The 24,809-nt window shown below is 67.4% G+C and carries 23 protein-coding genes; 5 read left to right on the top strand and 18 right to left on the bottom strand.

Going from position 1 to position 24,809, the window contains the following annotated elements:
* Positions 1-148: 148 nt before the first annotated feature.
* Positions 149-1,537 carry an adenylosuccinate lyase gene (gene purB / locus HWX22_RS12190; protein WP_059535312.1) on the top strand — a complete coding sequence of 463 codons (1,389 nt, stop codon included), beginning with the start codon at positions 149-151 and terminating at the stop codon, positions 1,535-1,537.
* A 100-nt stretch (positions 1,538-1,637) separates the two neighbouring features.
* Here the strand turns inward: purB and HWX22_RS12185 are convergent, their stop codons facing one another.
* Complete coding sequence (locus tag HWX22_RS12185) at positions 1,638-3,059, bottom strand: FAD-dependent oxidoreductase (protein WP_059820442.1); 1,422 nt, start codon at positions 3,057-3,059, stop codon at positions 1,638-1,640.
* A 265-nt stretch (positions 3,060-3,324) separates the two neighbouring features.
* Between HWX22_RS12185 and HWX22_RS12180 the strand changes: the two genes are divergently transcribed.
* Positions 3,325-3,972, top strand: coding sequence for a TetR/AcrR family transcriptional regulator C-terminal domain-containing protein (locus HWX22_RS12180; RefSeq protein ID WP_175909076.1), 648 nt, complete (start codon positions 3,325-3,327; stop codon positions 3,970-3,972).
* Between the two features lie 82 nt (positions 3,973-4,054).
* On the opposite strand, the gene HWX22_RS12175 is transcribed toward HWX22_RS12180, so the two are convergent.
* The 4 genes from HWX22_RS12175 to edd all read right to left on the bottom strand — a co-directional run bounded on the left by HWX22_RS12175 (position 4,055) and on the right by edd (position 8,657).
* The gene (locus HWX22_RS12175) at positions 4,055-4,558 is read right to left on the bottom strand and encodes a gluconokinase (RefSeq protein WP_059535306.1); all 504 of its coding nucleotides are present in this window, start codon (positions 4,556-4,558) and stop codon (positions 4,055-4,057) included.
* A gap of 13 nt (positions 4,559-4,571) precedes the next feature.
* The gene (locus HWX22_RS12170) at positions 4,572-5,933 is read right to left on the bottom strand and encodes a GntP family permease (protein ID WP_059535304.1); all 1,362 of its coding nucleotides are present in this window, start codon (positions 5,931-5,933) and stop codon (positions 4,572-4,574) included.
* Between the two features lie 221 nt (positions 5,934-6,154).
* Positions 6,155-6,781 carry a bifunctional 4-hydroxy-2-oxoglutarate aldolase/2-dehydro-3-deoxy-phosphogluconate aldolase gene (eda, locus tag HWX22_RS12165; RefSeq protein ID WP_059465387.1) on the bottom strand — a complete coding sequence of 209 codons (627 nt, stop codon included), beginning with the start codon at positions 6,779-6,781 and terminating at the stop codon, positions 6,155-6,157.
* A gap of 19 nt (positions 6,782-6,800) precedes the next feature.
* Positions 6,801-8,657 carry a phosphogluconate dehydratase gene (edd, locus tag HWX22_RS12160; RefSeq protein WP_175909074.1) on the bottom strand — a complete coding sequence of 619 codons (1,857 nt, stop codon included), beginning with the start codon at positions 8,655-8,657 and terminating at the stop codon, positions 6,801-6,803.
* Positions 8,658-8,950: 293 nt separating this feature from the next.
* Between edd and HWX22_RS12155 the strand changes: the two genes are divergently transcribed.
* Positions 8,951-9,799, top strand: coding sequence for a MurR/RpiR family transcriptional regulator (locus HWX22_RS12155; RefSeq protein ID WP_059820437.1), 849 nt, complete (start codon positions 8,951-8,953; stop codon positions 9,797-9,799).
* An 81-nt stretch (positions 9,800-9,880) separates the two neighbouring features.
* On the opposite strand, the gene HWX22_RS12150 is transcribed toward HWX22_RS12155, so the two are convergent.
* From HWX22_RS12150 to HWX22_RS12110, 9 genes are all read right to left on the bottom strand, one after another.
* Positions 9,881-10,303, bottom strand: coding sequence for a CopD family protein (locus HWX22_RS12150; RefSeq protein ID WP_107938103.1), 423 nt, complete (start codon positions 10,301-10,303; stop codon positions 9,881-9,883).
* Between the two features lie 17 nt (positions 10,304-10,320).
* Positions 10,321-11,592, bottom strand: coding sequence for a glutamate-5-semialdehyde dehydrogenase (locus tag HWX22_RS12145; protein WP_175909072.1), 1,272 nt, complete (start codon positions 11,590-11,592; stop codon positions 10,321-10,323).
* 137 nt (positions 11,593-11,729) lie between these two features.
* A complete protein-coding gene (holA, locus tag HWX22_RS12140; protein WP_175909070.1) occupies positions 11,730-12,824 on the bottom strand; it encodes a DNA polymerase III subunit delta in 1,095 nt (364 codons plus the stop codon).
* Between the two features lie 18 nt (positions 12,825-12,842).
* The gene (lptE, locus tag HWX22_RS12135; protein WP_059820434.1) at positions 12,843-13,397 is read right to left on the bottom strand and encodes an LPS assembly lipoprotein LptE; all 555 of its coding nucleotides are present in this window, start codon (positions 13,395-13,397) and stop codon (positions 12,843-12,845) included.
* Between the two features lie 38 nt (positions 13,398-13,435).
* On the bottom strand, positions 13,436-16,030 hold the full coding sequence (gene leuS, locus HWX22_RS12130; protein WP_059820433.1) for a leucine--tRNA ligase: 2,595 nt from the start codon (positions 16,028-16,030) through the stop codon (positions 13,436-13,438).
* Between the two features lie 279 nt (positions 16,031-16,309).
* The gene (locus HWX22_RS12125) at positions 16,310-16,765 is read right to left on the bottom strand and encodes a biopolymer transporter ExbD (protein ID WP_175915708.1); all 456 of its coding nucleotides are present in this window, start codon (positions 16,763-16,765) and stop codon (positions 16,310-16,312) included.
* Between the two features lie 22 nt (positions 16,766-16,787).
* The gene (locus tag HWX22_RS12120) at positions 16,788-17,456 is read right to left on the bottom strand and encodes a MotA/TolQ/ExbB proton channel family protein (RefSeq protein ID WP_059535286.1); all 669 of its coding nucleotides are present in this window, start codon (positions 17,454-17,456) and stop codon (positions 16,788-16,790) included.
* Between the two features lie 19 nt (positions 17,457-17,475).
* Positions 17,476-18,273 carry a 4-hydroxy-tetrahydrodipicolinate reductase gene (gene dapB / locus HWX22_RS12115; protein ID WP_175915707.1) on the bottom strand — a complete coding sequence of 266 codons (798 nt, stop codon included), beginning with the start codon at positions 18,271-18,273 and terminating at the stop codon, positions 17,476-17,478.
* A 65-nt stretch (positions 18,274-18,338) separates the two neighbouring features.
* Positions 18,339-19,142 carry an outer membrane protein assembly factor BamE gene (locus HWX22_RS12110; RefSeq protein ID WP_059535282.1) on the bottom strand — a complete coding sequence of 268 codons (804 nt, stop codon included), beginning with the start codon at positions 19,140-19,142 and terminating at the stop codon, positions 18,339-18,341.
* 142 nt (positions 19,143-19,284) lie between these two features.
* Between HWX22_RS12110 and fur the strand changes: the two genes are divergently transcribed.
* Positions 19,285-19,713, top strand: a complete 429-nt coding sequence (fur, locus tag HWX22_RS12105; protein ID WP_006753314.1) for a ferric iron uptake transcriptional regulator — start codon at positions 19,285-19,287, stop codon at positions 19,711-19,713.
* Between the two features lie 193 nt (positions 19,714-19,906).
* Here fur and HWX22_RS12100 read toward each other — a convergent pair whose 3' ends face one another.
* From HWX22_RS12100 to HWX22_RS12090, 3 genes are all read right to left on the bottom strand, one after another.
* Positions 19,907-20,431, bottom strand: coding sequence for an ureidoglycolate lyase (locus tag HWX22_RS12100; RefSeq protein ID WP_175915706.1), 525 nt, complete (start codon positions 20,429-20,431; stop codon positions 19,907-19,909).
* 13 nt (positions 20,432-20,444) lie between these two features.
* Entirely contained in the window at positions 20,445-21,452 is a 1,008-nt protein-coding gene (gene alc / locus HWX22_RS12095; protein ID WP_059689080.1) for an allantoicase, read from the bottom strand.
* A 101-nt stretch (positions 21,453-21,553) separates the two neighbouring features.
* Positions 21,554-22,873 (bottom strand): C4-dicarboxylate transporter DctA, encoded by a 1,320-nt coding sequence (locus HWX22_RS12090; protein ID WP_175915705.1) that lies wholly within the window; start codon positions 22,871-22,873, stop codon positions 21,554-21,556.
* Positions 22,874-23,061: 188 nt separating this feature from the next.
* Between HWX22_RS12090 and HWX22_RS12085 the strand changes: the two genes are divergently transcribed.
* Positions 23,062-23,784, top strand: coding sequence for an FCD domain-containing protein (locus tag HWX22_RS12085; RefSeq protein WP_175911119.1), 723 nt, complete (start codon positions 23,062-23,064; stop codon positions 23,782-23,784).
* A 57-nt stretch (positions 23,785-23,841) separates the two neighbouring features.
* On the opposite strand, the gene cynR is transcribed toward HWX22_RS12085, so the two are convergent.
* Positions 23,842-24,732 (bottom strand): transcriptional regulator CynR, encoded by an 891-nt coding sequence (gene cynR, locus HWX22_RS12080; protein WP_059689081.1) that lies wholly within the window; start codon positions 24,730-24,732, stop codon positions 23,842-23,844.
* Between the last annotated feature and the right edge of the window lie 77 nt (positions 24,733-24,809).

Genomic DNA, 24,809 nt, shown 5'->3' with positions numbered 1-24,809 from the left:
CTTGCGCGCCGCCCGGGCGCCCGCACGCGTGCCGATCGCCCACGGCGGCGGCGGCCGGACCGGTTCGGCCGGAATCGCCCCGCGCCAATGGTAAAATGCCGGATTCTCCTCCCCTCGTTCGCACCGGCCCCAAAGGCCACGCCCGATCATGTCCGACACTCGTCCCGATACGCTTTTCGCCCTCACCGCGCTCTCGCCCATCGACGGCCGCTACGCCAGCAAGACCGAAGCGCTGCGCGACTGGCTCTCCGAAGCCGCCTTCATGCGCCACCGCGTCACCGTCGAGGTGCACTGGCTGATCGCGCTGTCGCGCGCCGGCTTCGCGGAAGTCCCGCGCTTCTCGGACGCCTCCGAACAGTTCCTGCTGCAGCTCGCCGAGCGCTTCACCGCGCACGACGCCGCGCGCATCAAGGAAATCGAGCGCGTGACGAACCACGACGTGAAGGCCGTCGAATACTGGCTGAAGGAATCGGTCAAGGGCCAGGCCGAACTCGAGAAGGCCAGCGAATTCATCCACTTCGCGTGCACGTCCGAGGACATCAACAACACGTCGCACGGGATGATGCTCGCCGGCGCGCGCGAGCACGTGATCGTGCCGGCGCTGCGCACGGTCCACCAGCGCCTCGTCGCGCTGTCGCACGCGCTTGCCGAGCAGCCGATGCTGTCGCGCACGCACGGCCAGCCGGCCAGCCCGACGACGCTCGGCAAGGAGCTCGCGAACGTCGCCGCCCGCCTCGCGCGCGCGATCACGCGCATCGAGAAGGTCGAGATCCTCGGCAAGATGAACGGCGCGGTCGGCAACTTCAACGCGCATCTTTCCGCGTATCCGGAATTCGACTGGGAAGCGTTCTCGCGCGACGTGATCGAGAACCGCCTGAAGCTCACCTTCAACCCGTACACGATCCAGATCGAGCCGCACGACTACATGGCCGAGCTGTTCGATGCGGTCGCGCGCGCGAACACGATCCTGCTCGACCTCGACCGCGACGTGTGGGGCTACATCTCGGTCGGCTACTTCAAGCAGAAGACGAAGGCGGGTGAAATCGGCTCGTCGACGATGCCGCACAAGGTCAACCCGATCGACTTCGAGAACTCGGAAGGCAACCTCGGCCTCGCGAACGCGACGCTGCGCCACCTCGCCGACAAGCTGCCGGTGTCGCGCTGGCAGCGCGACCTGACCGACTCGACGGTGCTGCGCAACATGGGCGTCGCACTCGGCTACTCGCTGCTCGCGTACGACTCGCTGATCCGCGGCCTCGACAAGCTCGAAGTGAACCCGCAGCGCCTGAACGAAGACCTCGACAACTGCTGGGAAGTGCTCGCGGAGCCGGTGCAGACGGTGATGCGCCGCTACGGCATCGAGAACCCGTACGAGCAGCTGAAGGAACTGACGCGCGGCAAGGGCATCACGCGCGAAGCGCTGCAGGAATTCGTCGGCACGCTGGCGATCCCGCAGGACGCGAAGGACCGCCTGCTCGCGATGACGCCTGCGTCGTACATCGGCAAGGCCGTCGAACTCGCGAAGCGGATCGCGTAAGCGCCGCCGTCGCCGGACGGAAAAAAGCCCGATGCGAGCAATCGCATCGGGCTTTTTCATTGGCGGCTCGCGCGCGGTCGGAACGCCGGAACGCCGGCGATCAGAACGAAATCATCCGCCCCGGATTGAGCGCGCTCATCACGCTCATCGCCGCCTTCGCGGCAGGAATTGCGATCGGCGACAGTTGCCGGCCGAGCGGAATCTCGCGGTGGTCGATGCCGGTCAGCATCGAGAAATCGTCGTTGCGTCCGACGAAGTCGTCGCAGATCGCCTTGCCGATCCGCACCGTCTGCGCGACGCCATGCCCGCTCCAGCCCTGCACCATGTACATCGGCACACGGCCGTCGGTCTTGCGGCTGTCGGTCGCGCCGTTCAGCGTGAAATCGCTGACGCCGCTCCAGCAGTAGTCGAGCGCGAAGCGGCCGTCGTGCTGCGGAAATACCGTGTTCAGCCGCGTCAGCAGATACGCGTTGACGTCGGGCTGCGCCCAGCACGTACCGGTGCCCTGCCCGCCGAACAGCAGGCGGTTGCCGCGCACAGGCCGGTAATAGTCGATCTGGAACTGCGTGTCGTACACCGGCATGCCGGCCGGCATCAGCGTCGCGACGTCGACGTCGAGCGGCGCCGTCACGCTCACGTACGTGAAGAACGGCACGGTGGTGGCGCCGCCGTCGTCCAGCAGCCGGAACGTCGTGTTGTGCAGCGCGAGCACGACGCCACGGCGCGCCGTAATCGTGCCGCCCGGCGTCGTCGCGACGACGCCCGCCGGCGTCTCGTCGAGCTCCAGCACCTCGGTGCCTTCGTACAGCGCGCCGCCGTTCAGCCGGAAGCCGTGCACGAGGCCGCGCACCAGCGCGAGCGGATGAAGCTGGCCGCCGGTCGCGTCGATCGCCGCGCCGTGATACAGCCCAGAACGCACGTATTCGTCGTGCAGCTGATGGCGGCCGACGAGCGTCACGCCGGCGTCGCCGAGATGGCGGCGGGCGTCCGCGCCGTCGAGCAGCGCGCTCATGTGACCCGGGTGTACCGCCGCCGTGATGTGGCCGCGCTTGCGGTCGAGGTCGAGTGCGTAACGCGCGCCGATCGCGTCGATCAGGTCCATCGATTCGGCCGACGCGAAGCGCCACAGCCGCTTCGCGTCGTCGTGCGACAGATGGTCGATCATGTCGGCCGCTTCCCAGCGCGCGAGGCCCGGCGTGAGCTGGCCGCCGTTGCGGCCCGACGCTGCGGAGCCGACGTGATGCTTGTCGACGAGAATCGTGTCGACGCCCGCTTCCGCGAGGTGCAGCGCGGCCGATGCGCCGAGCAGCCCCGCGCCGATCACCAGCACGTCGCACACCGTGTCGTGCGCGAGCGGCGCGCCGTTTTCATGGCGCGACAACGACGCCTCGTACCAGTTGGCCGGACGCTCACCGTCGTAGCGCGACGGATCGCACCAGTTCCAGTTGTCCTTTTCGATGTTCAGTTGCGTCTGGTCGAAACGCGATTCGCCCTGGATCAGGGGTTTGTGATTGGAAGTCATGATTGCACTTGCATGGTCTTGGGCCGCCTGTCGAAGAGCCGTTCTGGCTTCGCGGGTGGGGCAGCCGGTTCCACTTGGGTGTCAACGAGATAAAGGGCGCGATGGCCCGTGTTGACGGCAGACACGCTCGTGCCTGCCAGGATCCCGGACCGTGCGAAAGCACGCATTGAAAGGTGCCGGGACACCCAATTTCTACACCGCAGAAATAATTCTACAGCGTAGAATACGCTTTCGTCAAGATTACAGTCGTTGTCATCCTGCTTCCATGAAAGACAAACCCGCCCAAGGCCCGCGCGGCCTCGACAAGGATGCGATTGTCGCGGCCGCGCTCGCGCTGCTCGAAGAGGTCGGCGAAGCCGCGTTCAGCGTGCGCAAGCTCGCGCAGTCGGTCGGCTGCGACCCGATGAGCGTGCTCTATCACTTCAAGTCGAAAGAGGGCCTGAGCCGTGCGATCGCGAACGCGCTCTCGCGCTCGCTCGTGCCGGTCGATCCTTCGCTGCCGTGGCGCGAGCGGCTGCGCGATCTCGCACGCCAGTATCGCGCGCTCGCGCTGCGCCACCCCGCCGCGTTCGCGCTGCTGCAGCGTCATATGAGCACAGGGCCAGCCGATCTCGCGCACATCGAGACCGTGCATCGTGCGCTGGCCGATGCCGGCATCCCGCGCGCCGCGCTGCCGTCCGTGTGCGTGGGCTGGTATGCGAGCGTGATCGGACTCGCCGCCGCCGAGGCCGGCGGCCTCACGCGGCCCGCGAACGATGTCGAGCTCGCGGAAATGCATGCGCTGTCCGATACCGCGCACCCGCTCGTCAAATCGGCCGCCCCGCTCTATGCGCAGCTCGATCCGGCCGCCGTGCACGACACGATGCTGGACGTGCTGCTCGACGGCATCGCGCAGCACGCCCGCGCGACCTGAGCGGCGCACGCACCTCGAACGAAAAAAGGCGCCCCGAGGGGCGCCTTTTTCACTGCTGCATGACGATTGCCGCGAACCGCGCTCAGTGCTGCTGCGCGATACCGATCTTCAGCATGACCTGATCGACGATCTGTTCGGGCGTCAGCTCGATGCTGACCACGATCGCTTCATCCGGGCCCGGTTCCTCGAGCGTGTCGAGCTGGCTCTTCAGCAGCGACGGATCGAAGAAATGGCCGGTGCGGGTCTTCAGGCGCTCGTGCAACACCTCGAACGAACCCTTCAGATACACGAACCGCACGTCGGTGTCGGAGCCGCGCAGTACGTCGCGGTACGACCGCTTCAGCGACGAGCAGGTGAACACGGCGGTCTCGCCGGCACGCTGCTTCTCCTCGATGGCCGCGCGGATCGTGCGCAGCCACGGCCAGCGGTCGTCGTCGGTCAGCGGAATGCCGTTGTGCATCTTTTCCTTGTTCGCCGCGCTGTGAAACGCGTCGCCGTCGGTATAGCTGCACGACAGGCGTTCTGCCAGCATTTCGCCGATTCGCGATTTGCCCGCGCCCGACACGCCCATTGCGATCAGAATCATTGACTACCCCTTGTTACAAAACCACGCTCAGCAACAGCGTAAAGCTCAGACCGAGCACCGAGATGATGGTTTCAAGCAGCGACCAGGTCTTGAACGTCTGGCCGACCGTCATCCCGAAATATTCCTTGATCAGCCAGAAGCCGCCGTCGTTCACGTGCGAGAAGATCAGCGAGCCCGAGCCCGTCGCGAGCACGAGCAGCTCCGGACGAACCGCCGCGCCCGACGCTGCGGCGATCGGCGCGACGATGCCGCACGCCGTCGTCATCGCGACCGTCGCCGAACCCGTCGCCAGACGCATCAGCGCCGCGACGAACCAGCCGAGCAGCAGCGGCGACAGGTGCGCGTGCTTCGCGGTCTCGACGATCTGCTGCGAGATCCCGCTGTCGCGCAGGACGCCGCCGAAGCCGCCGCCCGCACCGACGATCAGCGTGATGCCGGCGATCGGCGCCAGGCACTCGCCGCAGAACTTCTGGATCTGGTCGCGGTTGAAGCCCTGCAGCTTGCCGAACGTGAAGAAGCTCACGAGCACGGCGATCAGCAGCGCGACGTCGGAGTTGCCGGCAAAGCGCAGCAGGTTGTTCGGCAGCGACTTCGGTGCGAACACCAGGTCGGCCCAGCTGCCGACGAGCATCAGCACGACGGGCAGCAGGATCGTGAACAGCGTGATGCCGAAACTCGGCAGTTCGCGCTTGCGACCGTCCGTATGCGTATCGACGAACTGCGCCGCGAGCGGGTTGTTTTCCGGCAGCTTCACGAACTTCGAGATCATCAGCGCGAACAGCGGACCGGCGATGATCGCGGTCGGCACGCCGACGATCAGGCCGAACGCGATCGTCTTGCCGATATCGGCGCCGTATTGCTGAACGGCCAGCAGCGCGGCCGGGTGCGGCGGGATCAGCCCGTGCACGACAGACAGGCCGGCCACCATCGGCAGACCGACGACGAGCAGCGACTTGCCGGTGCGCTTCGCGACGTTGAACGCGATCGGGATCAGCAGCACGAAGCCGACTTCGAAGAACACCGGCAAACCGACGATGATCGCGACAAACATCATCGCCCAATGGATGTTCTTTTCACCGAACCAGTCGATCAGCGTGGTCGCGATCCGTTCGGCGCCGCCCGATTCGGCCATCATCTTGCCGAGCATCGTGCCGAGGCCGACGACGATCGCGATGTGGCCGAGCGTGCCGCCCGTACCCGTTTCGAACGACTTGACGATCTTGTCCATCGGCATGCCGACGACGAGACCCAGGCCCAGCGAAACGATGATCAGCACCAGGAACGGGTAGATCTTGTAGCGCGCGATCATCAGGATCAGCGCGGCAATCGCGATCAGCGTGAATACGAGCAGCATGCTGCCTTGGACAGCCCCCATGTGGCACTCCTCCTTGAATTGTTCGAAACCGGGCGAGCTGTTGCGAGTATGCCCGGCTATGCAGGTCTCCGAAACACGGGGGGTACCCACCCCGTGAGGACGCTGAATTTTACTTATCTTTACGGCCCGCGGATAGAACCGGTTCCATCAGCAAAAACCCTCGGTAAAACAAGCACTAAGCGCTTGCTTGCCGAGGGTCAAACCTTCATTTCGTACAAGTATTAACGGTGAAGCTGGCTTGCGGCTTGCGCAAGACGCGTGACCTCGGCCCAGTCCTGCGCGGCGAGCGCGGCCTTCGGCGTGAGCCACGAACCGCCGACGCACACGACGTTCGGCAGCTTGAGGAAATTCGGCGCGGTGTCGACCGTGATGCCGCCCGTCGGACAAAACTTCAGCGCCGGGAACGGGCCGTGGAACGCCTGCAGCATCGGCACGCCGCCGGCTTGCTGCGCGGGGAAGAACTTGACGATTTCGTAGCCGAATTCGAGCGCCTGAATGATGTCGCTCGGCGTCATCACGCCCGGCAGCAGCGGCAGGCCGGCGTCGAGCGACGCGAGATGCAGATCCTTCGTCAGGCCCGGCGACACGCCGAACTTCGCCCCCGCGCGCTTCGCCTGCTCGCAGTGCTCGGGCTTCGTGATCGTGCCGACGCCGACGACGATGTCGTCCGCGAGCTGGCTCGCGCGCTGGATCGCCTCCAGGCCCGCCGGCGTACGCAGCGTGATCTCGAGCACCTTGACGCCACCCGCGTGCAACGCGCGCGACACGTGTTCGCCCTGCTCGACCGAGTCGAATGCGAGCACCGGAATCACCGGGCCCAGCTTCACGATTTCAGCAATCGTCTTCATCAAATTCGCTCCTTGAAATTCATGCAGAGACGCGGACGGCCGCTTCGCCGACCAGCGCCCCGAAAACCGATGCGCCCTGCTCGGCCGGCGCGGCCGCCGCGCGGAACACGCCGAACAGTTCGCGACCGAAACCGACTTCGTTCTCGGCCTGATGCAGCGGCTGCGCGACCGGGCGCGCCTGCCACTCGGCGTCGTCGACCTCGATGTCGAGGATGCCGGCTTCCGCGTCGATCACGAGCGTGTCGCCCGTCTTCACCTTGCCGAGCGGGCCCGCCAGCAGCGCTTCCGGCGACACGTGGATCACGGCCGGCACCTTGCCCGACGCACCGGACATGCGGCCGTCGGTCACGAGCGCGACGTGGAAGCCCTGATCCTGCAGCACGCCGAGCAGCGGCGTCAAACGGTGCAGCTCGGGCATCCCGTTGGCGCGCGCGCCCTGGAAGCGCACGACCGCGACGAAATCGCGCTTCAGCTCGCCGCGATCGAAGGCTTCCTGCACGGCTTCCTGCGAATCGAACACGATCGCGGGCGCGGTCACCTTGCGGTGCTCGGGCGCGACCGCCGAAATCTTGATCACGCCGCGGCCGAGCCGGCCCTGCATCAGGCGCAGGCCGCCGTCCGGCTGGAACGGGTCGCGAATGCCGCGCAGCACCTTCGTGTCGTGGCTCTCGGCCGTGCCGTCGACCCACGTCAGCTTGCCGTCGATCAGCTTCGGCTCCTTCGTGTAGTGCGACAGCCCCTTGCCCGCGACGGTCGTCACGTCCTCGTGCAGCAGCCCGCCTTCGAGCAGGTTGCGCACCAGGAACGCGACGCCGCCGGCCGCGTGGAAATGGTTCACGTCGGCCTTGCCGTTCGGGTAGATCTTCGCGAGCAGCGGCACGACCGCCGACAGCTCGTCGAAATCGTTCCAGTCGATCAGGATGCCGGCCGCGCGCGCGATCGCGACGAGGTGCAGCGTGTGGTTGGTCGAGCCGCCCGTCGCGAGCAGCGCGACGATCCCGTTGACGATCGCCTTCTCGTCGATCACATGGCCGATCGGCGTGTACTGGCCGCGCTCGACCGTCAGGTCGAGCACGCGGCGCGCGGCTTCGGCCGTCAGTGCGGAACGCAGCGGCGTGTGCGGATGAACGAACGCGGAACCCGGCAGGTGCAGGCCCATCAGTTCCATCAGCATCTGGTTGCTGTTCGCGGTGCCGTAGAACGTGCAGGTGCCATGGCCGTGATACGCGGCCGATTCCGCTTCGAGCAGTGCGTCGCGGCCGACCTGGCCGGTCGCGAACTGCTGGCGGATCTTCGCCTTGTCGTCGTTCGACAGGCCGCTCGTCATCGGGCCGGCCGGCACGAAGATGGTCGGCAGGTGGCCGAACTGGAGCGCGCCGATCAGCAGACCCGGCACGATCTTGTCGCAGATGCCGAGGCAGAGCGCCGCGTCGAACATGTTGTGCGTGAGGGCGATCGCCGTGCCCATCGCGATCGCCTCGCGCGAGAACAGCGACAGCTCCATCCCCGGGTTGCCCTGCGTGACGCCGTCGCACATCGCGGGCACGCCGCCCGCGAACTGCGCGACGCCGCCGTTCTCGCGTGCGGCGGCCTTGATGATGTCGGGGAAATCCTTGTACGGCGCGTGCGCGGACAGCATCTCGTTGTACGAGGACACGATGCCGATGTTCGGCTCGCGGATCGCCTTGATCTGGAATTTGTCGCTGCCTTCGAGACCCGCGAAGCCGTGCGCGAGGTTCGCGCACGACAGCGCACCACGCGCCGGGAACTTGCCCTGCGCGCCGTCGATGCGCTGCAGATAGGCGGAACGGGTCGATTGGCTGCGGGCGATCACGCGTTCGGTGACTTTCGCCAGGGTGGGGTGCAGCGACGTCATGCTGGGCGCTCCTGTATGCCGGACGACACCGGCGGTTGGAATCGTGGGGACGGTCGAGTGCGTCGAACGAACGAAGCCAGTCTAGTAGAAAAACTACACGCATGCAATGCGGATTCACATGCACGCAACCCTTATTCCCGCCACCAGCAAGGCTTTACTTAGTGAAAACCCTAATCTTCGGCACTCATCGCCCAGGGAATCTCTGTCGATTGAGCTAGCATTTTCATGTAGATTTTCTACAATTCGATTGCGATACACTCGCTCATCCGAACCCGATTTTCATTCGCCGTCCCATGCTGCCTCGCATTGAAGCGATCCGCGCCGACTTGCGCCCATCCGAGCGCAAGCTCGCCGACTACATTCTCGCCGCGCCGCGCGAGGTGCTCGACCTCGCGATGACCGAGCTGTCGACCCGCGCGGGCGTCAGCCAGCCGACCATCGCGCGCTTTTGCCAGGCGCTCGGCTGCAGCGGCTTTCGCGAATTCAAGATCCGGCTCGCGCAGAGCGTCGCGCCTGGCGTGTCGTCCGTCTATCGCGACGTCGAGCCCGACGAGCCCGCGCCCGGCATCATCGGCAAGGTGTTCGACCGCACGATCGGCGCGCTGATCGAAGTGCGCAACAGCTTGTCGGCCGGCAGCGTCGCCGACGCGATCGCGCTGCTGTCGAACGCGTCGCGCATCGAGTTCTACGGCGCCGGCGGCTCGGGCATCGCCGCGCAGGACATCCAGCACAAATTCTTCCGGCTCGGCGTGCCGAGCGTCGCGTATTCGGACCCGCACACGTTCTCAATGTCGTCGGCGCTGCTCGGGCCGCACGACGTCGTCGTCGCGATCTCGAACACCGGCCGCACGCGCGATATCGTCGATGCCGCGCGCTCGGCGCTCGCGTGCGGCGCGAAAGTCGTCGCGATCACGCAGAGCCACTCGCCGCTCGCGAAGCTCGCGACGGTGAGCCTCGCGTCGAACGTGGCCGAGGAAACCGACGTGTTCTCGCCGATGACGTCGCGGATGTCCCATCTCGCGATCGGCGACATCCTCGCGGTCGGCGTTGCGCTGTCGCGCGGACCCGCGCTGATGGAGCGCGTCGGCCGCGCGAAGGAAGCGATCACGCGCCGCCGGATCGACGACCAGACGAAGGAATGACGCGTACGACGCGCACATGAAAACGGCGCCCCGAGGGACGCCGTTGCGCATCGATCGACTGCCGGCATGCCGCCGGAAAGTTCAGAACGGCTTGATCACGACCAGCGCGACCGCCGCGAGCATGCCAAGCACCGGCAGTTCGTTGAACACGCGATACCACTTGTCGGTGCGCTTGTTCTCTCCGCGCTCGAACACCTTCAGCAGGTGCCCGCAGTACGCGTGATAGATCACGAGCAGCAGCACGACCGTCACCTTCGCGTGGATCCAGCCCTGCCCCTGGCCGATTCCGATCACGAGCCAGAGCCACAGCCCGCATGCGAGCGCCGGCACGGCGATCATCGTCATGAAGCGAAACAGCTTGCGCGCCATCAGCAACAGGCGCCGCACCGCGGCCGGATCGGTTTCCATGGCCAGGTTCACGTAGATGCGCGGCAGGTAGAACAGGCCCGCGAACCACGCGGCGATCAGAACGATATGGAACGTCTTGACCCAGAGCATTGCCATCGGTTGTGCGCCTCGCTTTACTGACGGCCTTCGCCGTGCCCGAGCACGACGTACTTCAGCGACGTGAGCCCTTCCAGGCCGACGGGGCCGCGTGCGTGCAGCTTGTCGTTCGAGATGCCGATTTCCGCGCCGAGGCCGAATTCGAAGCCATCCGCGAAGCGCGTCGACGCATTGACCATCACGCTCGCCGAGTCGACTTCGCGCAGGAAGCGCATCGCACGGTCGTGATCCTCGGTGACGATCGCATCGGTGTGGTGCGATCCGTAGTGGTTGATGTGCTCGATCGCGGCGTCGAGGCCGTCGACGACCTTGATCGCGAGCACCGGTGCGAGATATTCGGTGTGCCAGTCTTCGTCGGTGGCGTCGACGAGCGGCCCGATACCGGCCTCGGCGAGCACCGCGCGCGCGGCAGCATCAACGCGCAGCTCGACCTGCTTGTCGCGATACAGCTTGCCGAGCGGCGGCAACAGCGTCGCCGCGATGCCGCTCGCAACGAGCAGCGTTTCCATCGTGTTGCAGGTGCCGTAGCGGTGCGTCTTCGCGTTGTCGCACACCGTCAGCGCCTTGGCGAGATCGGCACGATCGTCGACGTACACGTGGCAGATGCCGTCGAGGTGCTTGATCATCGGCACGCGCGCCTCGTTGATCAGGCGCTCGATCAGGCTCTTGCCGCCGCGCGGCACGATCACGTCGACGTATTCGGTCATCGTGATCAGCTTGCCGACCGCCGCGCGATCGGCTGTCGCGACGACCTGCACGGCATCCTGCGGCAGGCCGGCCGCCTCGAGCCCTTCGCCGATCAGCTTCGCGAGCGCCGCGTTCGATTCGAGCGCCTCGGAGCCGCCGCGCAGGATCGTCGCGTTGCCCGACTTCAGGCACAGCGCGGCCGCGTCGATCGTCACGTTCGGGCGCGACTCGTAAATGATGCCGATCACGCCGAGCGGCACGCGCATCTGGCCGACCTGGATCCCGCTCGGGCGGTACTTGAGATTGCTGATCTCGCCGATCGGATCGGCCAGCGACGCAACCTGACGCAGGCCTTCGACCATCGTCTTCAGCGCCTTGTCCGACAGCGTCAGGCGGTCGATGAACGCCGCATCGAGCCCCTTTTCACGGGCGCGGGCGACGTCGCGTGCATTCGCATCCTTCAGCGCCTGCGCGTCGCGCTCGATCGCGCGGGCCACGGCGTCGAGCGCGGCGTTCTTCGCGGCCGTGCTGGCGCGCGCCATCGCGCGGGAAGCGTGCCGGGCACGGCGGCCCAGGTCCGTCATGTACTGGTCGATATCCATCGTGTGACTCGAAAAGCGAGCCGCTTGGCGCGGCGTGAATTCGTGGGAAGCGTGGAGCGCGGCGGCAAGCGGGCCGCGCCAGCTATCGAAACATTGTAAGCGGGTTGCGATGCGTGCGCTGAAGGCCCGGACAGGGCTTAACGACGCACGCGACCCGCGGTCGGCGGTCGCTCGCCGCGGGCGCCTGCCACCGTCATCGCGAGCTGGAACAGGCCATCCCACGGATCGGGCGGCGGATCGTCCTGCGTGCGGCGGCCCGGCGTGACGGCCGACAGCCCCTTCACCTGCCGGTCGAGCTTCGCGGCGAACGCGAGCGCCTTCTCGAGAACCGCTTCCGACACGCGGTTCAGCGCGGGGCCGATCAGCCGTTCGCGCGGGCCCCACACGCGGTTCTCGCGCAGCAGCGTGGCGAGCGGCTTGCCGGCCGTCGCGCCGCGCTTGATCCGCAGCAGCGTGCGCAATTCCTCGACGACGGCCCACATCACGAGCACGATCGCCTCGCCCTCGCCCTTCAACCCGTCGATCATCCGCGCGAGCCGCGCTGCGTCGCCCGCGAGCATCGCCTCGTTCAGCTTGAAGACGTCGTAGCGCGCGACGTTCAACACCGCGTCGTGCACCTGCTCGAACGACAGCACGCCCTGCGGATAGAGCAGCCCGAGCTTCTGGATTTCCTGGTGCGCGGCGAGCAGGTTGCCCTCGACGCGCTCCGCGATGAACTGCAGCGCGCGCCGGCCATCGTCGCCCGGCGCGGCGCGCTGGCCCTGCATCGACAGACGCTGGCCGATCCAGTTCGGCAGCTGCGCACGGTCGACCGGGTCGATCTTCAGCGCGACGCCGCCGTTCTGCAGCGCGGTAAACCACGCGGATTTCTGCGTTGCCGCGTCGAGGCGCGGCAACGTGACGAGCAGCAGCGCGTCGGGATTGGGCGTCGCCGCGAGCGTCTTGAGCGCGTCGGCGCCTTCCTTGCCGGGCTTGCCCGACGGAATGCGCAGCTCGATCAGCTGACGCTCGCCGAACAGCGACATCGCCTGGGTCGCGCCGAGCAGCACGCTCCAGTCGAAGCCGCGCTCGACCGTATGCACCGAACGTTCGGTGAAGCCGGCCGCGCGCGCGGCCGCACGAATGCGGTCGCACGCTTCCTGCGCGAGCAGCGGCTCGTCGCCGTAGACGGTGTAGAGCCCGGCCATCCCCTTCGCGAGGTGCGGCTCCAGCGCATCAAGTCGCAATTGCATCGGTGCGTGCGCGGGCGATCAGAGCGGCGGCGGCGGCAGCGGCGCGCGCGGCGCAACGCCCGGCACCACGTCCTCCGGCGCCGGCGTCAGCGAGTGGACGATCGCAAGACGCCGCATCAGCTGGTCGACCGCATCGTTCTGCATGTCGCCGTACAGGATGTCGGCTTCCTGCGCCTTCGCGTTCGTGTACTGATCGCTGTACGTCATCGCGCGGTTCAGCGCGATCGCGCTCGGCGGGATCAGCACGGTGCCGTCCTTGCTCGTCAGCGTGTAATTCAGCGTATAGAACAACGCGTATTCCTGCGCCGAGCCGAACTTGTTGAGCGTCAACGTGTTCTGGCCACGCGACTCCCACATGCTCAGCACGGCGTCGGCGTCGTCCGCCGACTTGACGATCTTCGTGTCGCTGCCGGCCTCGACGAGGCGCGTGAGACGCGCCTCGACGGGCGCCGGCGCACCGGCCACCAGCAGGTGCTTGAACGCGTAGTCCTGCTGGCCGCGCAGCTGGAAGCCGCATGCCGACAGCGCGACCGCACTGCCGACGGCGAGCATCAAAAACGATCTGCGGATCACCTTCGCTCCTTCTGTGTACGCCCGACGGCCTGCGGCCGTCAGACGACGATGTTCACGAGGCGGCCCGGCACGACGACGATCTTCTTCGCCGGCTTGCCGTCGCTGAACTTCGCGAATGCTTCGTCGGCCACCGCCGCGGCTTCGATCGCCTCACGGCTCGCGTCCTTCGCCACCTTCAGCGCGCCGCGCACCTTGCCGTTCACCTGCAGCACGAGTTCGATCTCGGCCTGCTCAAGCGCGGCCTCGTCGACCTTCGGCCACGGGGCGTCCAGCAGCGGGCCGAATTCGTCCGCGTAGCCGAGCGCCTTCCACAGCTCGAACGTCACGTGCGGCACGACAGGGTACAGCACGCGCAGCAGCACACCGTACGTCTCGCGCAGCACGCCGGGCGTCGCGCCCTTCGCGCCGTCGATCGCGTTCAGCATCTTCATCGCGGCCGACACGACCGTGTTGTACTGCAAACGCTGGTAGTCGAAATCAGCCTGCTTCAGCACGCTGTAGATCTCGCGGCGCAGTGCCTTGTCGGCGTCGCCGAGCGCGGCCGCGTCGAAGCCCGCGCGCGCGGCGAGCGCTTCGCGGTTCGTCGCGCCGAAGCTCCACACGCGACGCAGGAAGCGGCTCGCGCCTTCGACGCCCGCGCCCGACCACTCGAGCTGCTGCTCGGGCGGTGCGGCGAACATCGTGAACAGGCGCGCGGTATCGGCGCCGTACTGGTCGATCAGCACCTGCGGATCGACGCCGTTGTTCTTCGACTTCGACATCTTCTCGATGCCGCCGAGCACCACCGGCTGGCCGTCGGTGTTCAGCGTCGCGCCGACCGGGCGACCCTTGTCGTCGTGCGTGACCGTCACGTCGGCCGGGTTGTACCAGGTCTTCTTGCCCGATGCATCCTCGCGGTAGAACGTCTCGTTCAGCACCATGCCCTGCGTCAGCAGGTTCTTCGCCGGCTCGCCGAACTTCACGAGGCCGAGGTCACGCATCACCTTGGTCCAGAAGCGCGAATACAGCAGGTGCAGGATCGCGTGCTCGATGCCGCCGATGTACTGATCCATCGGCATCCAGTAATCGGTGCGCGCGTCGACCATCGTCTCGGCGTCCGGTGCCGTGTAGCGCGAGAAGTACCACGACGAATCGACGAACGTGTCCATCGTGTCGGTTTCGCGCTTCGCGGCCGCGCCGCACTTCGGGCACGTGCAGTTCAGGAACGCTTCCGACTTCGCGAGCGGGTTGCCCGAGCCGTCCGGCACGAGGTCTTCCGGCAGCACGACCGGCAGGTCCTGCTCCGGCACCGGCACGTCGCCGCACGACGGGCAGTGGATGATCGGGATCGGCGTGCCCCAGTAGCGCTGGCGCGACACGCCCCAGTCACGCAGGCGCCACGTGACCTGCTTGTCGCCGAAGCCGCCGGCCTTCAGGTCGGCCGCGATCGCATCGACCGCCGCGCCGTATGCCATGCCGTCGTACTTGCCGCTGTTGACGCAGACCGCGACTTCCTTGTCGCCGTACCACTCCTGCCATGCGTCCAGCGAGTACGTCTGGCCTTCGGCCGCGATCACCTGCTTGATCGGCAGGTCGTATTTCTTCGCGAACGCGAAGTCGCGCTCGTCGTGCGCCGGCACGCCCATCACCGCGCCTTCGCCATAGCTCATCAGCACGTAGTTGCCGATCCACACCTCGACCGGCTCGCCCGTCAGCGGATGCGATACCGTGAAGCCCGTCGCGACGCCCTTCTTCTCCATCGTCGCGACATCGGCCTCGGCGACGCCGCCGCGCTTGCATTCGTCGATGAACGCCTGCAGTTCCGGCTTGCCCTGCGCAAGGCGCGTGGCGAGCGGGTGCTCGGCCGCGATCGCGCAGAACGTGACGCCCATGATCGTGTCGGCACGCGTCGTGAACACGCGCAGGAGCGCCTTCTCGCCGTCGAGTTCGTACGGGAAGCCGAAGTTCACGCCGAAGCTCTTGCCGATCCAGTTCTGCTGCATGATCTTCACGCGCTCGGGCCAGCCGAGGCCGTCGAGGTCGTTCAGCAGCTCGTCCGCGTACTGCGTGATGCGCAGGTAGTACATCGGGATCTCGCGCTTCTCGACGAGCGCGCCCGAGCGCCAGCCGCGGCCGTCGATCACCTGCTCGTTCGCGAGCACGGTCTGGTCGACCGGGTCCCAGTTCACGGTGCCCGTCTTCTTGTACGCGATGCCCTTCTCGAGCATCTTCAGGAACAGCCACTGGTTCCACTTGTAGTAGTCGGGCTTGCACGTCGCGATCTCGCGCGACCAGTCGATCGCGAGGCCCATCGACTGCATCTGGCCCTTCATGTAGTCGATGTTGTCGTAGGTCCACTTCGCGGGCGGCACGCCGTTGGCCATCGCGGCGTTCTCGGCCGGCATCCCGAACGCGTCCCAGCCCATCGGCATCAGCGTGTTGTAGCCGTTCATCCGCAGATAGCGGTACATCACGTCGTTGATCGTGTAGTTGCGCACGTGACCCATGTGCAGCTTGCCGGACGGGTACGGCAGCATCGACACGCAGTAGAACTTCGGCTTCTGCGAATCTTCCTTCGTCTTGTAGGCATCGGCTGCGCGCCAGTCGCCCTGAGCGGCGGCTTCGACGTCGGCGGGTACGTATCTCTCGTGCATGGTGTGGTTCGGACTAGGCTTTAAGCGGCGCGCCACGAGGCGGGCACGCGGAAGTGGACGAAATCGGGCAGCCCGGCGGCGGGAGCAGGCTCACGGTTCTCGGGCCTGCCTCATGGTTCCGGATATTCGCCGGGTAACCCGGAGGGTCTCCAGGTTACCCGGCGAAACCCTGCCAACCGGGCGGAAACGACGATTATACCGTCCGTGGCGGGCGGGACGGCCGGTCTCGCGGGCCGGCCATGCATTCTTGCCCGCCCGGGCGCGCGGGCGGCCGGCGCGTCAGCGTGCCGCGCCCGCGGCAGCCGGCGCGGCGGCGCCCGCCGGCGGCATGTCGGTGACGAAGCCGATCCGCGTGAGGCCCGCGGCCTGCGCGGCGCCCATCACCTGCGCGATCACGTCGTAGCGGGTCGCGCGCGATGCGCGCAGCCGCAGCTCGGGCGGCGCAGCGCCCGCAGCGGCGGCCCGGAAGCGCGCCGGCAGCGCATCGAGTGCGACGGGAACGTCGTCCCAGTAAAGTTTGCCGGCGTCGTCGATCGACAGCGTGACCGACTGCGGCGTGTCGCGCGCAACGCTGGCCGCGACCTTCGGCAGGTCGAGCCGGATCGCGTGCGTCATCAGCGGCGCGGTGATGATGAAGATGACGAGCAACACGAGCATCACGTCGATCAGCGGCGTCATGTTGATCTCCGCCATCGGCGCGGACGTCTTGTGGTGCTCCAGTCCGCCGAATGCCATGATCGTTCCTCCCGGCCGCGCGTCAGGCGCCCTGCGCGCACACGAATACGTGCAGGTCGCGCGCGAAGCCGTCGAGTTCCTCTGCGAGCTGGCGCACGAGCCGCCCGAGGATGTTGTAGGCGAGCACTGCGGGGATCGCGACGACGAGCCCGAACGCGGTCATGATCAGCGCCTCGCCGACCGGCCCCGCGACGTTCTCGATCTGCGCCTGCCCGCTCGCGGCGATGCTGCCGAGCGCGTGGTAGATGCCCCAGACGGTGCCGAGCAGCCCGACGAACGGCGCGGTGCTGCCGATCGATGCGAGCAGCACCTGACCGAACTCGAGACGCCGCTGCGAGCGCAGCATCGCGTGACGCAGCGCGCGCAGCACGCGTTCGCTGCGCTCGACACGCGCGGCGAGCGCGGCCGGATCGTGTTCGTCGGCCGCATCGCGCGCGGCTTCGGCGAGCGGCACGAACACGCGCTCGCGATCGGCATCGGCGAGCGCGGCGATGCCGGCGTCGAGCGACGCCGCCCGCCAGAACGAGGCGAGCGCCCGTGGCCCCTGCCGCTTCGCGCGGACCAGCAGCCAGGCTTTCATGAGGAGGAAGCACCAGCTGGCGACGGACATCGCCAGCAGCACATAGGCGACGGCGTGCGTGATCGCATCGCCGCTTTCGAGGTAGTGGACAACGCCGGTGGGAATCGCCATCGGAGTTTCCCCGTGAGGGTCAGCGCAGGCCGAGCACGTCCTGCATGTCGAACAGGCCGGCGCCGCGCGCCGACAGGAAGCGGACCGCACGCAGCGCGCCCTGCGCGTACGACACGCGGCTCGACGACTTGTGCGTGATCTCGATCCGTTCGCCGATCCCGGCGAACAGCACGGTGTGATCGCCGACGATGTCGCCGCCGCGCACGGCCGCAAAGCCGATCGTCGACGGATCGCGTTCGCCCGTCACGCCGTGGCGGCCGTACACCGCGCATTCGTCAAGCGAGCGCCCGAGCGCGCCGGCAACGGCCTCGCCCATCATCAGCGCGGTGCCCGACGGCGCGTCGACCTTGTGACGATGATGCGCCTCGATGATCTCGATGTCGTAGCCGTGCGAGAAATGCTTCGCCGCGAATTCGAGCAGCTTCAGCGTGACGTTCACGCCGACGCTCATGTTCGCCGCGAACACGATGCCGATCTTGCCTGCCGCGGCCTGCAGCTCCGCCTTCTGCTCGGCGGTGAAGCCGGTCGTGCCGATCACGAGCTTCACGTCGTGGCGCAGCGCGGCCGCGATGTGCGCGATCGTGCCTTCCGGCCGCGTGAAGTCGATCAGGTAGTCGGCCTGTGCGAACACGGCGTCGAGGTCGTCGGTCAGCTTGATCCCGGTTTCCTTGCCGAGGAACGCGCCTGCGTCCTGGCCGAGGAACGGCGAATCGGCGCGGTCGAGCGCGCCGACGAGCTGCGCGTCGGAATCGTTGAGAACGGCTTCGATCAGCATCCGGCCCATACGGCCCGATGCACCGGCAATCGCAATCTTCATGGCTTTCTACACGACAGGTCTAAAGGCGGGCGGCGCATGCCGCCCTGTTTCCGCTCGCCGGCCGCTTACTGCGACTGGGCCGGCGCGGTGAGCGGCTGATTCTGCAGGTTGTCCGAACCCCGCGGGCCGACCGGCGGCGACGCCTCGTTCGACACATTCGGCTGCGGCGGGCGATGGAACTGGAATTGCGGCTGGATCGCCGGCGCGGCGCCCGGCGGCTGGCCGCCCGGCACCGGCGCGCCACCCGAGGCCTGCGCGGACGGCGTGAAGCGGCGAGCGGTCGTGCCCTGCCCCGACACCTGGTTGGTCGCGCGGTTCGCCGCGCGCGCCGCCTGGGCGTTGGCATCCTGATCGACGACCGCGCCGGAAACCGGCTCGGCGGACGGGCTCGCGGCAGCGGCCGCCTGCGCGGCGCTCGCGGCAGCAGCGGCTTCGGACGCCTTCTTCGCCGCGGCTGCGGCCTTCGCCTTCTTGCCACCGCGATCGCCGTCGATATCGGCCAGCAGGTCGAGTTCGGAAGGCAGGTTCTCGGCGCCCGTCCAGCTCGCGAGGCGATCACCCGCGAACGTCAGCACGAGGTCGCGCTGCTGGACGACGGACGTCGAGCCGCGCTTGAAGTAAAAGAGGTAATCCCAGCGGTCGGCATGGAACATGTCCGACAGCAGCGGCGTGCCGAGCAGCGCGCGGACCTGCTCGCGCGTCATTCCGGCCTGCAACTGCGCGGCCTTCTCCTGCGACACGAAGTTGCCCTGCACGACAGTGATCCGATAGGGCGTGATGCTCTGCGCGATGCGCTGCGTCACGCTGTCGTACGACGAACAACCAGCCAGCGCGGCAACGGCGGCGGCAGCGATGATGGCACTCCGCATGCGACTCCTCTGAAGGTGCGAAAGAGATTCCGGGAACATTTCCGTCACCGTGCAGGCCCGCGTCGCAGGCCGCGCGTGTTTCTGGAACGGCGAAAAGCCGGTAACATTGAAGCCCTGCATTGTACTCTAGGGATGCCTAGCCATGACCAATCCGACGGATCTCAAGAATATCGGGCTAAAGGCCACCCTACCGCGCCTCAAGATTCTCGAGATCTTCCAGCAAAGCCCGGTGCGTCACCTGACGGCCGAAGACGTCTACCGCAACCTGCTCAACGAGCAGCTCGACATCGGGCTCGCCACCGTTTACCGCGTGCTGACGCAGTTCGAGCAGGCCGGTCTGCTTACGCGCAGCAACTTCGAATCCGGCAAGGCCGTGTTCGAACTGAACGAAGGCTCGCACCACGATCACCTCGTCTGCCTCGATTGCGGCCGCGTCGAGGAATTCTTCGATGCCGAGATCGAAAGCCGCCAGCAGGCGATCGCGAAGGAACGCGGCTTCCGGCTCCAGGAACACTCGCTCGCGATGTACGGCTCCTGCACGACCGAGAACTGCCCGCACCGCAAGCACTGATCCGCACGCTTCAGGCCTGCGTCACGGCCCGGCCGGCATCTCGCCGTCCGGGCCGTGTTGTTTTCGGGATCGGAATGGAAAAGGCCCGCACATTGCGTGCGGGCCGGTTCGGGAATGTTTCCGATCGTGAGCGGCGAGCCGTGCCGCCGCCGTGTGGCGCGCGATGCTCGACGCCCGACGCCTTCGTCGTGCGTCAGGCCGCGCTCGCGCACGCCGGCGCGAACTCGAGCGCCCACGCGTCGTCGAGCGGAATCTCGTCGCAGTTCGGCTGCGGGCCGCCACGATCGACGATCACGAAGTCGCTGACCGCGTCGAGCGCGAGCAGCGGATGGTGCCAGACGCCCTTCGCGTAGTTCACGCCCTGCCAGCCTTCGGCGAGAAACGCGCGCATCGCGTCGGGCCGGAACTCGCCGGCCGGCGCGACGACGATCGCGTAGCGCGACACGGCCGCGAGCGGAATGAACGCCTGGCTGCCGTGCGGATGGCGCTCCATCAGCGTGATCGCGACCGGCAGCGCGCGCGGCTGCGCGCGAAACACGCTGACGAGCGGCCGGCCGCCGTCCGCGCAGACGTCGATCGTCGCGAGATCGTGGAAGCGCTCGGTCGTGCCGCCGTTGATCGGGAAGTGCCGCGCGCCTTCGAGCGCGATCACGTCGCCGAACGGCGCGAACGCCTCGCGGGTCAGGCGCTCGACGCGCAGGATGTGTGTTCCGCTCATGCCGATTCCTCCCTCAAGCCGGCTCGCCCCACAGACGCAGGCGCGACACGCCGCCGTCCGGGAAGATGTTGAAGCGCACGTGCGTGACGGGGCCGAGCGCCGCGAGCTGGTCGAACGTATGCACGTGGTCCATCTGCAGCTTCTGCTCGCCGAGCAGTTCGGCCCAGAACATCGCCTGCGTGACGAGCGAATCGTCGGTGCCGCCCGCGACCCGCGCGGCCTGCAGCGAACAGCGATCGGGGAAGTTGCCCTTGAAGAACGCCGTGTCGACCTCGACGCGCCGGATGATGCCCGGCCGCGCCAGCGCGACGATCGCCCAGTCGTTGCCGGGCTCGCGGCGGCGCCGCGTTTCCCAGCCGTCGCCCATGTTCGCGCCGCGCCCCGGCATCAGCATCTGCGAGGCCGGACCGAAGTGCTGGTTGTTCGCGGCCACCAGGTAGCCGCCGTTCTCGATCGCCGCGAGATCGACGAGCTCGCCGGCCGGCACGTGGCGCCAGTCGCGCTGCGGCTGGCCGTATACGCGCAGCCGCGCGAGCCCGCCGTCCGGATACAGGTTGACGCGCAGGTGCGTGACCGGCTGCGCATCGTCGACGCTCACGTAGTGGTGCGAATTGCCCTGCAGCGTCGTCGCGGGCACGATCGTGCGCCATTCGGCGTCGTCCGGCGGCGTGTCGCCGTCCACCGCGCATGCCTCGATCGACGCGGCCGGCGGGAAGTTGCCGGTGAAGTGGCTCGTATCGAGATCGACGCCGTGAATCACGCCCGGCCGCGCGAGCCGGACCACGCAGAAGTCGTGGCCGGTGGTGCGCTTGCGGCGCGTTTCCCAGCCGTCCATCCACTTGCCGTGGTCGTCGTACTTGCCGGGAATGAAGACGGCCGGCTCGGGATTCAGCATGCGCTCCTTCGGCGCGAAGAATTCGTCGCTGGCGAAGAGCGCCTGCGCGCCCAGGCGCGGGTCGGCGAGGTTCATGTAGCGCCGCGTGAAGGCCGGCGCGTTCGGATCGAGGATGGGGGCTGCCATGTCGTCTCCATTATCTTGATGAGGGCCGGGGCATCGTGGCGCCGGCCGCAGGAAATTCGTTCGCGCGATGCGGTCGGGGAAGCCGCTTCGCGCGAGGAGGCTCAGAGCGCGTGGGCCTGGTCGCCGGCGACCGGTGCGGGGCCGCCCTGCTCGTCGGCCACGTAGCGCAGTTCGCGGTTCAGCACGCGCGTCGCGCGGGCCCGGTCGATGTCGTTCTCCCACACGGCGACGACCACCGTCGCGACGCAGTTGCCGATCAGGTTGGTCAGCGCGCGGGCGATGCCGACGAACCAGTCGACCGGCAGGATCAGCACGAGGCCGAGCACCGGAATCGCGGGAATCGCCGACAGCGTCGCCGCGAGGATCACGATCGCCGACCCCGGAATCCCGTGCGCGCCCTTCGACGTGACGAGCGATACCAGCAGCACGACGATCAGGTCATGCGTGGACAGCGGCGTGTTGGTGGCCTGCGCGATGAACAGCACGGCGAGCGTCAGGTAGATCGAAAAGCCGTCGAGGTTGAACGAATAGCCGGTCGGGATCACCAGGCCGACCGTCGAATCCTTGATGCCCATGTATTCGAGCTTGCTCATCACCTGCGGCAGCACCGCGTCCGACGACGCCGTGCCGAGCACGATCGACAGCTCCTCGCGCAGGTAGCGGATCAGCTTGAACACCGAGAAGCCCGCGATGCGCATCACGATGCCGAGCACGACCGTGACGAACACGATGCAGCTCAGGTAGAACACGGCGACGAGGTAGCCGAGCTGCTTGAGCGACGCGACGCCGTACTTGCCGGTCGTGAACGCGATCGCGCCGAGCACGCCGAGCGGCGCGAGCTTGATGATGAAGCCGATGATGCGGAAGAACACGTGCGACAGTTCCTCGATCAGGCTGTTCACGCGTTGCGCCTTGTCGCCGAGCAGCGACAGCGCGGAACCGAACAGCACCGCGAACACGAGGATCTGCAGGATGTCGCCCTTCGCGAACGCGTCGATCGCGGTCTCGGGGATGATCTTCATCAGGTAGCCGGCCGTGTCCTTCAGGCTTTCGGCATTCTTCGCATACGACGAGAGCGAGGCCGCGTCGAGCGAGCGCAGGTCGATGTTCATCCCGACGCCCGGGCGCGTCAGCCACGCGAGGACGAGCCCGATGCCGAGCGCGATCGTCGTCATCACCTCGAAGTAGACGACCGCCTTCAGGCCGACCCGGCCGACCTTCTTCAGGTCGCCCGCATTGGCCATCCCGCTGACCACGACGCAGAACACGATCGGGCCGATGACCATCTTGATGAGCTTCAGGAAGCCGTCGCCGAGCGGTCGCAGCGACTCGGCGAAATGCGGGAAGAACGCGCCGAGCGCGACCCCCAGGATTAATGCGACGACTACCCGGCCAAACAGCGAATTGAGGAATTTCGACACGGCGCTCTCCCGATCCAACGGTTGCAGTTTCGTCTGTTCATACTGGTAAGACCAGTGATGTTATGGTGGATAGTAGGAAGCCGATATAGTCGCGTCAAGGGCGAACAAAATAGGGATTTCCCGCGCATGCGGGGGCGGATCGTGGCTTTCCCGTAGGCCGGTCATGCATCGTGCGCGGGCGGATTACAATGCCGGTCAGACCGGCCATCGTTCACATCATGAAAAACGTTCCGCACACCGTGACCGACGCCGCCATCGCGACGATCCGCGACCGGATCGAGGCAGGCGTGTATCCGGTCGGCAGCCTGCTGCCGGCCCAGCGCCAGCTCTCCGAGGAGCTGGAAATCAGCCGCGCGTCGCTGCGCGAGGCGCTCTCCACGCTCGAGGCGCTCGGGATGCTGCGCATCCGCGCCGGCAAGGGCGTGTATGTCGAAAGCGCCCAGGCGACGGCCGCCCATCCGTGGCAGTTCGCCGAGCAATCGTCGCCGCCCGACACGTACCAGATGCGCTACGCGCTCGAAGGGTTCGCCGCGCGGATGGCCGCGCACGTCGTCACCGACGACGACATCGCATGGTTCGAGGACAACCTCGCCGACCTGCACGTCGCGCTGACCGAAAGCGCACTCGACGAAGCGTCGCGGCTCGACTTCGACTTCCACATGCGGATCATCCATCTCGCGGGCAACGCGGCGATCGAGTCGGTGCTGCGCAGCAGTGCGGACATCATGAAGGAAAGCCAGCGCATGCCGTTCTATCGGCGCGAGCTGCTGCTGTCGACGTGGCACGAGCACCGTGCGATCGTCGACGCGTTGATCGCCCGCGATGCGGCCGCGGCCGGCACGGCGATCGAGACGCACATCGCGAATGCCGCGCAACGCGCGGGCATCTTCTTCCCGACGCCGGGCGCCTGACGCCGCCGTCGGCCGGCGGTCCCGGCCGCCGCGGCCGCCCTTCTCCGGTCGTACCGGTCATCCCCCCGAAGGATCGCGATACGCAAGCGCACGCGCGATGAACGCGCGCGCCGCGACGCTGCGGTACGCGCCCTTGCGCGTGAGCAGCGCCGCCGTGCGCGACGGCAGCGGCGGATCGAGCGCCAGCGCGCACAGGTCGCCGCTCTCGCGCGCGACCGCGTCCGGCAGCACCGTCGCGAGCCGCCCGCGGCGTACGAGCTCCAGCACCGCGCTGACCGTGTTCGTCTCGATCGCGATCGTCGGCCGCGCGCCCTGTTCGATGAAGTACCGGTCGATGCTTTCCCGCGTCGCGAACGCGCGGCTCAGCAGCACCAGCGGCTCGCCGACGAGCTCGGCCGGGCTCAGCGCGCGCCGGCGGCGGGCAAGGCGGTGCGTGCGGCCCGTCACGAGCGCGAGCGGTTCGTCCCACAGCGGCAGCGCGTCGATGTCCGGCGCGCGCGGCGGCACGAACGCGAAACCCGCATCGAGCCGGTCGTCGGCGAGCAGCGCCTCGATGCGCTCCTGCGGCATCGCGTCGATCGTCAGCGCGACGTTCGGGAAATCCGCATGGAACGCGTCGATCAGCGAGCCGCTCAGGTAGGCCGCGAAGGTCGGCATCATCGCGAGCCGCAGCGAACCGCTGCCGAGATCGGCGACGTCGTGCAGCGCACGCTGCCCGGCATCGAGCTCGTGCAGCGCCGCGCGCGCGTGACGCGCGTAGACCTCGCCGAATTCGGTGAGCTGCACCGCGCGGCCCGAGCGGTCGAACAGCTGCACGCCGAGCATGTCTTCGAGCTGGCGGACCTGCTGCGACAGCGTCGGCTGCGACACGTGCAGCACATCGGCCGCGCGCGTGAAGCTGCGCTGCTCGGCGACGGCCAGGAAATAGCGAATGTGGCGGAGTAGCATCGTGGGCGATGTATTGGTAATGCCAATGGATACCATAAGAATCCAGTCTTGGACGCTATGGTTCGATTTCCGCATCA

Source organism: Burkholderia sp. BCC1638, assembly GCF_902833195.1.
Lineage (GTDB): Bacteria > Pseudomonadota > Gammaproteobacteria > Burkholderiales > Burkholderiaceae > Burkholderia > Burkholderia diffusa.
Note: the sequence above shows the minus strand (reverse complement) of the source record. Positions and strands in the feature narration are given on the sequence as shown.

Coding starts and splice junctions, on each gene's coding strand:
- HWX22_RS12170 (WP_059535304.1), bottom strand. CDS start 5,933: ATGGGGGCTGTCCAAGGCAGCATGCTGCTCGTATTCACGCTGATCGCG.
- HWX22_RS12120 (WP_059535286.1), bottom strand. CDS start 17,456: ATGGCGATTCCCACCGGCGTTGTCCACTACCTCGAAAGCGGCGATGCG.
- HWX22_RS12085 (WP_175911119.1), top strand. CDS start 23,062: ATGCCGGTCAGACCGGCCATCGTTCACATCATGAAAAACGTTCCGCAC.
- HWX22_RS12125 (WP_175915708.1), bottom strand. CDS start 16,765: ATGGCATTCGGCGGACTGGAGCACCACAAGACGTCCGCGCCGATGGCG.
- HWX22_RS12155 (WP_059820437.1), top strand. CDS start 8,951: ATGCTGCCTCGCATTGAAGCGATCCGCGCCGACTTGCGCCCATCCGAG.
- HWX22_RS12145 (WP_175909072.1), bottom strand. CDS start 11,592: ATGGATATCGACCAGTACATGACGGACCTGGGCCGCCGTGCCCGGCAC.
- HWX22_RS12110 (WP_059535282.1), bottom strand. CDS start 19,142: ATGCGGAGTGCCATCATCGCTGCCGCCGCCGTTGCCGCGCTGGCTGGT.
- HWX22_RS12180 (WP_175909076.1), top strand. CDS start 3,325: ATGAAAGACAAACCCGCCCAAGGCCCGCGCGGCCTCGACAAGGATGCG.
- purB (WP_059535312.1), top strand. CDS start 149: ATGTCCGACACTCGTCCCGATACGCTTTTCGCCCTCACCGCGCTCTCG.
- dapB (WP_175915707.1), bottom strand. CDS start 18,273: ATGAAGATTGCGATTGCCGGTGCATCGGGCCGTATGGGCCGGATGCTG.
- eda (WP_059465387.1), bottom strand. CDS start 6,781: ATGAAGACGATTGCTGAAATCGTGAAGCTGGGCCCGGTGATTCCGGTG.
- leuS (WP_059820433.1), bottom strand. CDS start 16,030: ATGCACGAGAGATACGTACCCGCCGACGTCGAAGCCGCCGCTCAGGGC.
- HWX22_RS12150 (WP_107938103.1), bottom strand. CDS start 10,303: ATGGCAATGCTCTGGGTCAAGACGTTCCATATCGTTCTGATCGCCGCG.
- cynR (WP_059689081.1), bottom strand. CDS start 24,732: ATGCTACTCCGCCACATTCGCTATTTCCTGGCCGTCGCCGAGCAGCGC.
- HWX22_RS12175 (WP_059535306.1), bottom strand. CDS start 4,558: ATGATTCTGATCGCAATGGGCGTGTCGGGCGCGGGCAAATCGCGAATC.
- HWX22_RS12100 (WP_175915706.1), bottom strand. CDS start 20,431: ATGAGCGGAACACACATCCTGCGCGTCGAGCGCCTGACCCGCGAGGCG.
- edd (WP_175909074.1), bottom strand. CDS start 8,657: ATGACGTCGCTGCACCCCACCCTGGCGAAAGTCACCGAACGCGTGATC.
- alc (WP_059689080.1), bottom strand. CDS start 21,452: ATGGCAGCCCCCATCCTCGATCCGAACGCGCCGGCCTTCACGCGGCGC.
- fur (WP_006753314.1), top strand. CDS start 19,285: ATGACCAATCCGACGGATCTCAAGAATATCGGGCTAAAGGCCACCCTA.
- HWX22_RS12185 (WP_059820442.1), bottom strand. CDS start 3,059: ATGACTTCCAATCACAAACCCCTGATCCAGGGCGAATCGCGTTTCGAC.
- holA (WP_175909070.1), bottom strand. CDS start 12,824: ATGCAATTGCGACTTGATGCGCTGGAGCCGCACCTCGCGAAGGGGATG.